9 protein-coding genes and 1 tRNA gene are annotated in these 8,227 nt (G+C 69.2%); 4 read left to right on the forward strand and 6 right to left on the reverse strand.

Going from position 1 to position 8,227, the window contains the following annotated elements:
• Window positions 1-123: 123 nt before the first annotated feature.
• From lysA to AC5P09_RS27685, 3 genes are all read right to left on the reverse strand, one after another.
• Complete coding sequence (gene lysA, locus AC5P09_RS27675; RefSeq protein ID WP_493876465.1) at window positions 124-1,524, reverse strand: diaminopimelate decarboxylase; 1,401 nt, start codon at window positions 1,522-1,524, stop codon at window positions 124-126.
• 16 nt (window positions 1,525-1,540) lie between these two features.
• Window positions 1,541-2,581, reverse strand: a complete 1,041-nt coding sequence (nrtL, locus tag AC5P09_RS27680; protein WP_493876466.1) for an ArgS-related anticodon-binding protein NrtL — start codon at window positions 2,579-2,581, stop codon at window positions 1,541-1,543.
• A gap of 100 nt (window positions 2,582-2,681) precedes the next feature.
• Entirely contained in the window at window positions 2,682-3,227 is a 546-nt protein-coding gene (locus AC5P09_RS27685; RefSeq protein ID WP_493876477.1) for a response regulator, read from the reverse strand.
• A gap of 126 nt (window positions 3,228-3,353) precedes the next feature.
• On the opposite strand from AC5P09_RS27685, the gene AC5P09_RS27690 reads away from it, so the two are divergent.
• Window positions 3,354-3,425 (forward strand) — tRNA-Arg (locus AC5P09_RS27690).
• Between the two features lie 35 nt (window positions 3,426-3,460).
• Here the strand turns inward: AC5P09_RS27690 and AC5P09_RS27695 are convergent.
• Entirely contained in the window at window positions 3,461-4,552 is a 1,092-nt protein-coding gene (locus AC5P09_RS27695; RefSeq protein ID WP_493876467.1) for an SPFH domain-containing protein, read from the reverse strand.
• 4 nt (window positions 4,553-4,556) lie between these two features.
• Complete coding sequence (locus AC5P09_RS27700; protein WP_493876468.1) at window positions 4,557-4,988, reverse strand: NfeD family protein; 432 nt, start codon at window positions 4,986-4,988, stop codon at window positions 4,557-4,559.
• A gap of 220 nt (window positions 4,989-5,208) precedes the next feature.
• Between AC5P09_RS27700 and AC5P09_RS27705 the strand changes: the two genes are divergently transcribed.
• Window positions 5,209-5,772, forward strand: coding sequence for an Rv1733c family protein (locus tag AC5P09_RS27705; RefSeq protein WP_493876478.1), 564 nt, complete (start codon window positions 5,209-5,211; stop codon window positions 5,770-5,772).
• Window positions 5,773-5,830: 58 nt separating this feature from the next.
• On the opposite strand, the gene AC5P09_RS27710 is transcribed toward AC5P09_RS27705, so the two are convergent.
• Complete coding sequence (locus AC5P09_RS27710; RefSeq protein WP_493876469.1) at window positions 5,831-6,049, reverse strand: hypothetical protein; 219 nt, start codon at window positions 6,047-6,049, stop codon at window positions 5,831-5,833.
• Window positions 6,050-6,185: 136 nt separating this feature from the next.
• Here AC5P09_RS27710 and AC5P09_RS27715 point away from each other — a divergent pair, with 136 nt between their 5' ends.
• Together AC5P09_RS27715 and AC5P09_RS27720 are read left to right on the forward strand one after the other, a co-directional pair.
• Window positions 6,186-6,686 (forward strand): peptidylprolyl isomerase, encoded by a 501-nt coding sequence (locus tag AC5P09_RS27715; protein WP_493876470.1) that lies wholly within the window; start codon window positions 6,186-6,188, stop codon window positions 6,684-6,686.
• Window positions 6,687-6,778: 92 nt separating this feature from the next.
• Window positions 6,779-8,158, forward strand: coding sequence for an acyltransferase family protein (locus AC5P09_RS27720; protein ID WP_493876471.1), 1,380 nt, complete (start codon window positions 6,779-6,781; stop codon window positions 8,156-8,158).
• The last annotated feature ends 69 nt before the right edge of the window (window positions 8,159-8,227 follow it).

Here is an 8,227-nt window from a genome sequence, read left to right on the forward strand (position 1 = left end):
CGGATCGTGAGACATCGATTTCATTTGTACAGGGCCGGAAGACAGGAGATCTTCCGCTCCCCGTTTTCCCTGTCTTTTTGAGGGGCCTTTTGAGAGGCCTTTTGAGGGGCCTTCTTCAGGGCCTCACCCGACGTCGAGGCGCAGGAGGTCCTCCTCCGTCTCGCGGCGGACGATGACACGGGATGCGCCGTCGTTGACCGCGACGACCGGCGGGCGCAGCACATGGTTGTAGTTGCTGGCCATGGACCGGCAGTACGCCCCCGTCGCCGGTACGGCGATCAGGTCACCCGGTGCCAGGTCCGCCGGCAGGAACGCGTCCTTCACCACGATGTCGCCGCTCTCACAGTGCTTGCCGACGACGCGGGCGAGCATGGGCGCGGCATCGGAGGTGCGGGACACGAGAGCGACGCTGTACTCGGCGTCGTAGAGCGCGGTACGGATGTTGTCGGACATGCCGCCGTCGACGGAGACGTACGTCCGCAGCCCGTCGAGGGGCTTGATGGTGCCGACCTCGTAGAGGGTGAAGGCGGTCGGTCCGACGATGGCGCGCCCCGGCTCGACGGAGATGCGGGGGGTGCGCAGCTTGGCGGAGTCGCACTCACGGCTGACGATCTCCGTCAGCGCCTTGGCGATCTCGTGAGGCTCGCGGGGGTCGTCGTCGCTGGTGTAGGCGATACCGAGGCCGCCACCGAGGTCGATCTCGGGGAGCTCGACACCGTGCTCGTCACGGATGTCCTTCAGCAGCCCGACGACACGGTGGGCGGCGACCTCGAAGCCGGACATGTCGAAGATCTGGGACCCGATGTGGCTGTGAATCCCGATGAGCTCGAGCCCGTCGAGCCGGAGGACACGGCGTACGGCCTCGGCGGCCTGGCCCCCGGCGAGCGGGATGCCGAACTTCTGGTCCTCGTGGGCGGTGGCGATGAACTCGTGGGTGTGGGCCTCGACGCCGACGGTGATACGGATCTGGACGCGCTGCCGCTTGCCGAGGGACTCGGCGATGTGGGCGACGCGGACGATCTCCTGGAAGGAGTCGAGGACGATGCGGCCGACGCCTGCCGTGATCGCGCGGTGGATCTCTTCGGTGGACTTGTTGTTGCCGTGGAAGGCGATGCGGTCGGCGGGCATGCCGGCGGAGAGGGCGGTGGCGAGTTCCCCACCGGAGCACACATCCAGGTTGAGCCCTTCCTCGTGCAGCCAGCGGACGATGGCTCGGGAGAGGAAGGCCTTGCCTGCGTAGAAGACGTCGGCGTCGTGCCCGAAGGCGGTGCGCCAGGCGCGGGCACGGGCGCGGAAGTCGGTCTCGTCGACGATGTAGGCGGGGGTGCCGTGTTCTTCGGCGAGGGCCTTCACGTCGATGCCGCCGACGGTGACGACGCCCTGGGAGTCGCGGGTGACCGTCTGGGCCCAGACCTTCGGGTCGAGGGTGTTGAGGTCGGTCGGCGGGGCTGCGCTTGCTACGGAGCGCCCCTCGGGGAGGACATCGGCGTGACGGGGCCCGGCGGGGTGTGCGGAACGGCTCATTTCTCGGGTGGCTCTCTCAGAGGTGTTGGGGTGCGTCGATGCCGAGCAGGGACAGGCCACCGGCCAGCACCGCCCCGGCGGCTTCGGCGAGCGCGAGCCGGGCACGGTGGGCGGCCGAGGGTTTCTCGTCGCCGCGCGGGAGGACGGTGGGGAGGAAGGGGACGACGGCATCGGCGACGGTGACGAGGTGCCGGGCGAGACGGTCGGGGGTGCGGTGGGATGCGGCTTGGGCCAGGACGCGGGGGTGGTCGGCGAGGACGGCCGGGAGAGGGGTTTCCTCGGGGAGGGCGCCGGGCTCGGCGGTGAAGCCCAGGTCGGCGGCGTTGCGGCAGAGGGCCCGGGTGCGGGCGTGGGCGTACCGCACGCGGAAGAGGGGGTTGCTCTCGCGCTGGACGAGGTGGTCGTCGGTGAGGCGGGGGCGGTCGTGGGGGGCGGGATGGAGGAGGGCCCAGCGAGCGGCGTCGCGGCCGAGCGGGAGGGGGTCGACGGGGGCCGGCACGGGTCGCAGGAAGAGGCCCGGTGTTGCGGGGGGGCCGTGGCTGTCGACGCGTACGCCCAGGATGTCGGTCCACTCGGGCTGGAGAGGGGCCTCACAGTTGGTGCGGACGAAGGCCCCCTGGGAGCGGAGGATGCGGGCGGTGGCGTCCATGACGACGACTGCGCGGACCTCGTGGGGGGCGTGGAGCGGTACGAGCGGCTGCGCGTCGGGCCCATGGGCATGTCCGTACCGCTTTCCCCGCCGCAGGATCTCCTCGACCAGTGCCGCGGGCGAACCGCTCCGCAAGCTGATGTTGAGGAATCCGGGCCCCGTGACGACAACGTCGGTGACGGCGTCCGCGGCGAGGAGGTACGGCAGCAGCACCTCGGCGACCTGGAGGGACGGCCGGCCGGCCGGCCGGGCGAGCTGGAGGGCGATGTTGGTGGCGTAATCACCACAGCCACCAGGCCCGGGAGGCGTGACGACAGCCCGCCCCGGCACGGTGACACTCAGCTCCCCCTCATCGACAGCACGACGCACCGCGCGCAGCACGGTGCGGGAGAGCTCGACGGGGGTCACGGGACAAGCGTAGGGGAGGAGGGGGGTGGGTAGGCGAGTCGGTTTGGGCGAGGGTCCGGGATGTGGACGATGGGCGCTGCTGACCGCGCGACGTGGGTGCTCAGCCGCCGGTGCGGCCGGCCCGCTCGGCTTCCCCGCCCCCGAGGACACTCCGGAAGGCCACCCCGTCCACTCCCCCAGGCACTCCGCTCCGCTCCCGCTCGATCAACTGCCGTACAAGGCGGACAAGTTCGGCGGGCTCAAAGGGCTTGGCGAGGAAGGCATCGACGCCGACATCGAGGCCGGCCTCGACCTCGTGCTGGGTACAGGCGCTGACGATGGCGAGCGGAAGATCACGGGTCCGGTCGTCGGCACGCAGCCGAGCGGCAGTCCGCAGCCCGTCCAACCTAGGCATGACGACATCAAGGGTGACCACATCGGGCTGCACCTGATGAACGACATCCAGACACTCGGCACCATCGGCCGCGGTCACGACCTCGAGGCCCTCCAGCTCGAGATTGACCCTGATCAGCTGCCGGATGACCTTGTTGTCGTCCACAACAAGCACCCGGCCCGACGCGCCTGGCACAACTCGAGAGTAGGTCCGGACCGGCCACCGCGTCCGGGTTTTCCCCACTTCCGCCCCGTGCGGGGTACCTTTCCCCATCGCGACGACGCCCCGACCCCTGTTGCGGGCCACTCCCGACCGCCCCTGACCCCGAGAAACCGTTCATGAACACCCCGAGAGAACTGGTAGGGTTCTACCCGTCGCCGCGAACACCGCGACCGACACGCCCCCGTAGCTCAGGGGATAGAGCAACGGCCTCCGGAGCCGTGTGCGCAGGTTCGAATCCTGCCGGGGGCACTCCGGATCGAAACCCTGACCTGCAGGAATGCAGATCAGGGTTTTTTGTCGTTCTCGTATATGGCTGATGTCCGGTCACTGCCCCCGCCGTCAGCGAGAGTGCGGGGCGGGACGGTGTCGGGGCTGGTGCCCTCGGCCTTGGCTGCGTCGGCGAGGGCTGCGGCGGCGGCTTCTTCGGCCTGGGCCTTGTCGTTGGCTGCCTGGGCGGCCATGTCGTCCGGGGGCCTTTCGCGGGTGGCCGGCGACTGGGGCAGGACCTCGGTGAAGGCGCGGGACATGCCCTGGAGGGCGGAGGTGATCTCGCTGGGGATGACCCAGAAGTTGTTGCCGGGGCCTTGCGCGAGTTGGGGCAGCGTCTGGAGGTACTGGTAGGCGAGGAGCTTGGGGTCGGGATCGTTGCGGTGCACGGCCTGGAAGACCTCGTCGATGGCCCGGGACTGGCCCTCGGCCTGGAGGATCGCAGCGGTCCGGTTGCCTTCCGCGCGCAGGACGGCGGCCTGCTTGTCGCCTTCGGCGGTGAGGATCTGCGACTGGCGTTGGCCTTCGGCCCCGAGAATCGCGGCCCGCTTGTCCCGCTCGGCTCGCATCTGCTTCTGCATCGCGTCCTTGATGGACTGCGGGGGATCGATGGCCTTGATCTCCACGCGGTTGACCCTCAGTCCCCACTTGCCGGTGGCCTCGTCCAGCACGCCCCGGAGTTGGCTGTTGATGGTGTCCCGTGAGGTGAGGGTCTTTTCCAGGTCCATGGATCCCACGACGTTGCGCAGGGTGGTGACGGTGAGCTGTTCGACCCCCTGGAGGAAATTGGCGATCTCGTAGAAAGCCGCTCGCGGGTCCGTGACTTGGAAGTACAGGACGGTGTCGATCTCGACGACCAGATTGTCCTCGGTGATGACCGGCTGCGGTTTGAAGGAGACGACCTGTTCCCGCAGGTCGATCACCGGGTGAACGCGGTCGATGTAGGGGATGACGAGGCTGAGGCCGGGATTCAGGGTCCGGTGGTAACGGCCGAGTCGCTCGACATTACGTGCGCGTGCCTGGGGCACGATACGGACCGCCCGCACCACGGTGAATACCGCGATCAGCGCGACGATCAGGCCGGCAATCAAGAACGCCGAGGTTTCCATGGTTTCAGTCCCGTGGGTAGACGATCGCGGTGGCGCCGCTGATCTCCATGACGTCGACAGTCGTTCCTGGAGGAATCACCAGCGTCTCGTCGTACGCGCGGGCCGTCCATTCCTCGCCGTCGATACGGACCCTGCCGCCCCGGCCCGTCACCTCCGACACCACATAGGCAGCCCTGCCGATCAGTGCGTCTATGCCGAATCGCTCCGTCTGAGGCCCGCGCACATGGCGTAGCGCAACGGGGCGCACGAACACCACGGTGACTGTGGCGACGACGGTGAACACCAAGAACTGGAAGGGCAGCGGCAGCCCTAGCGCGGCGGACCCCGCCGTGACCAATGCGGCCGCACTCAGCAATCCGAGTGCAGCAGTAAGCGTGAAGATCTCCGCCACAGCCAATACGGCTGCGATGATCAACCAGATCAGCCATGGATCCATTGCGTGCCTCTTCTGACCGGCGCGGGTGCGAAGGGCTTGACTCTCACCATTGGACCCCGATAGGGGACAGCCGCGATACCCCTGGGAGAGGAAACAGTGCCGTGCGAACACCGACGCGCCCCGAATCGATTCCAGGCAGACACTGGAATAGCTGGAACAGAGGGCGTCGGCGCAGGCAAGGGGGTGTCGGCCCGTGGTTGTGAGGACGCGGCGTTCGAAGGTGTGGTTGTGGCGGTGGCGGCGTAATCCGCTGCGGCGTGGCAGTGATGTCGTCGAGGCTTGGGTTGTGCTCGCCGCGTGGGTTCTGGCGCTGGTGGGAGGGGTTCTGGTGGGGCTGGTCGCGCAGGGTGCCGTGGAGCGGGATCTTGATCGGCAGCGGGTCGAGCGCCGCGCCGTTACCGCCGTGCTCGTCGAGGACGCTCGGGACAAGGTGGCGCCCGCGGCGGCCGCCGGGGACGAACGGGTGTGGGCCAAGGCGCGCTGGGCCGCTCCGGACGGCTCGCGGCAGACCGGTCTGGTCAAGGTGCGGCCGGAGGACGCCCCGGCCGGGACCCGGGTCGCCGTGTGGACGGACCAGCGAGGCGCGGTGGTGTCGAAGCCCGTGTCGCCCGAGGAGGCCCGGCTTCAGGGGGTTCTCTCGGGTGTGCTGTGTGCCTTGGTTACCGGTGGGGCCGTGACCGGCGGCGCTTACGCCGTGCGGGCGGGGCTCGATCGGTGGCGCCGGGAGCAGTGGGACGCGGAGTGGGCGCGGGTCGATACGCGGTGGGGCGGCAAGACCGGGTGATGGGCACCGGGTGACGGGCACCGGGTGACGGGCGCCGGGTGACGGGCACAGAGAGTTACTACGGTGTGTTGCTCCATACGTACGGGCCGCCACCGCGCCACTCGATCAGTTCGGGGTCGTCGACGGCCCGGTCCTCCGCGGGGAGGCCCGCGCGGTGCATGAAGTCGAGCACGTCGAACAGGCTGTAGGCGGTGCCCATGCGTTCGTCGTCGATCGTGACTCGCCGTCCGCCGTCCGACTCCGGCGGAAGCACAACCACAGGGGGGCGTACGTCCATGTGTCCAGCATGCGCCGGAACCGGGTCCGCGCGCAGCAGGGAGCATCGGCAGGGACCATGGGGCGTCGGCCTCGGGGATGTATCAGCCGTGTGACACCATTCCTCGGTCAAGCCCCGTCAGAAAAGGACCATTCCCATGTCAAGGGTCGAGCTGGCCACCAACTTCGGGCGTATCGTCCTCGAGCTCAACGACGCCGAGGCTCCGAAGACCGTCGAGAACTTCCTGACGTACGTCCGCAACGGGCACTACGACGGCACGATCTTCCACCGTGTGATCGACGGCTTCATGGTCCAGGGCGGTGGCTTCACCGCGGACATGGTGCAGAAGCCGACCATGGCCCCGGTGCCGAACGAGGCCGACAACGGGCTGAAGAACGTCGCCTACACCGTCGCGATGGCGCGGACCAGTGACCCGCACTCCGCGACCGCCCAGTTCTTCGTGAACGTCTCGGACAACGACTTCCTCAACTACACGGCGAAGACCCCGAACGGCTGGGGTTACACCGTCTTCGGCCGGGTGGCCGAGGGGCAGGACGTCGTCGACTCGATGAAGAAGGTCAGGACCGGCAGCAGCCGTGGGCACGGGGACGTTCCGACCCAGCCCATCATCATCGAGGGCGCCAAGGTTCTGGACTGACCCGGTCAGGGTGGTGTCGTACCGGGCACGGAATGGTTGCGGCGTGGGCTTTTCGCCGTGACCGTGCCGTGCCCACGGCAGCATGACGTCGTATGAGTCGTGCGAGTCGCAGCAGCCGGGATCGGTACGTCGACTTCCTGCGGGCCTGGGCCATCGTCCTCGTCGTGTTCGGGCACTGGCTGATCACCGGGCTGGTTCGCGGGCCCGGCGGGGAGATCTCCGCACCTGAGCTTCTGGCGGCCCTTCCCTGGACCCAGTGGCTGACCCTTTTCTTCCAGGTCATGCCGCTATTCTTCCTGGCCGGCGGGTACGCGGCCGGCGGCTCCTGGTCACGCGCCGGGGGCGGTACGGCCGAATGGGTGAGGCGGCGGGCCGTGCGGCTGCTGCTGCCGGCCGGTGTCTACAGCGGGCTGGTGCTGGTCGCCGTAGCCGTCTGCTCTGCCGTCGGGGTGGATCCGGGAACCCTCGCCCTGGTGGGCTGGGCCATGGCCATGCAGTTCTGGTTTCTGCCCGTCTATCTGCTGCTGAGTGCTCTGACGCCCCTGCTGTACGCGGCGCATCTGCGCTGGGGGCTCCTCGTCCCCGTCGCCATGGGGCTCGTCGCCCTCGCCGCCGACGCCCTGGTGCTCACCGCGCACCTGCCGTACGTCGGGCTCCTCAACTACGTCCTCGTCTGGGGCGTCGCCTACCAGCTCGGCTTCTGCTGGCGGGACGGCGGGCTGACCGGCGGACGCGAGAACGGGACCAAGACCAGGACCGGGAACGGGAACGGGAAGCAGTGGGTGGCCGCCGCCATGGTCGTGGGTGGCGGGGGCGCCTTCGCCGTGCTCGTCGGGCTCGGGCCCTTTCCGGTCAGCCTGATCCTCGTCACCGGGCAGGAGCCCAGCAACACCAATCCGCCGTCCGCCGCCATGCTGGCCTGGACCGTGGCACAGGTGGGGCTCGCTCTTCTCCTCGCTCCGGGCCTGCGGCGGCTTCTGGGGCGGGAGCGGGTGTGGCGGGCCGTACGGCCCCTCGGCGGGGTCAGCATGACGCTCTATCTCTGGCACATGCTGCCCGTGCTCGTTGTCGCCGCCGCCTTCTATCTCACCGGGCTCGCGCCCCAGCCCGGCTACGGGTCCGCGGGGTGGTGGGCGCTGCGGGTGCCCTGGCTGGTCGTCCTCGGGGGTGTGCTGGTCGGGGTTGTGGTGGCTCTTCGGCCGCTGGAGCGTGGGCTGGGTGTTCTGTACGAGCGGGGCGGGACAGGGCGTCCCTGGGCTCTCTGGCTCGGGCTCGCCCTGAGTGTGGCCGCGCTGACCCGGTTCGCCGCGCAGGGGTTCGCGTACGAGGGGCGGTTTCCCGTGCTGCCCGCGCTGGGGCTTGCGGTGGGCGTCGCGCTGGTGACGGTGCGCGGGCGCGCGCCCGAACACCGCGACGCCAAAAACACCGAGGGCTGCGAGGACTCCGAGGGCTCCTTGGAGGAAGCCGCCTAATGGGAGCTACGGGGCCGGGGAATGCTCGGTTCCGTAGCCGTCAGCAGGTGAGCACTATCGCCGCCGGAA

The organism is Streptomyces sp. a15 (assembly GCF_059026085.1).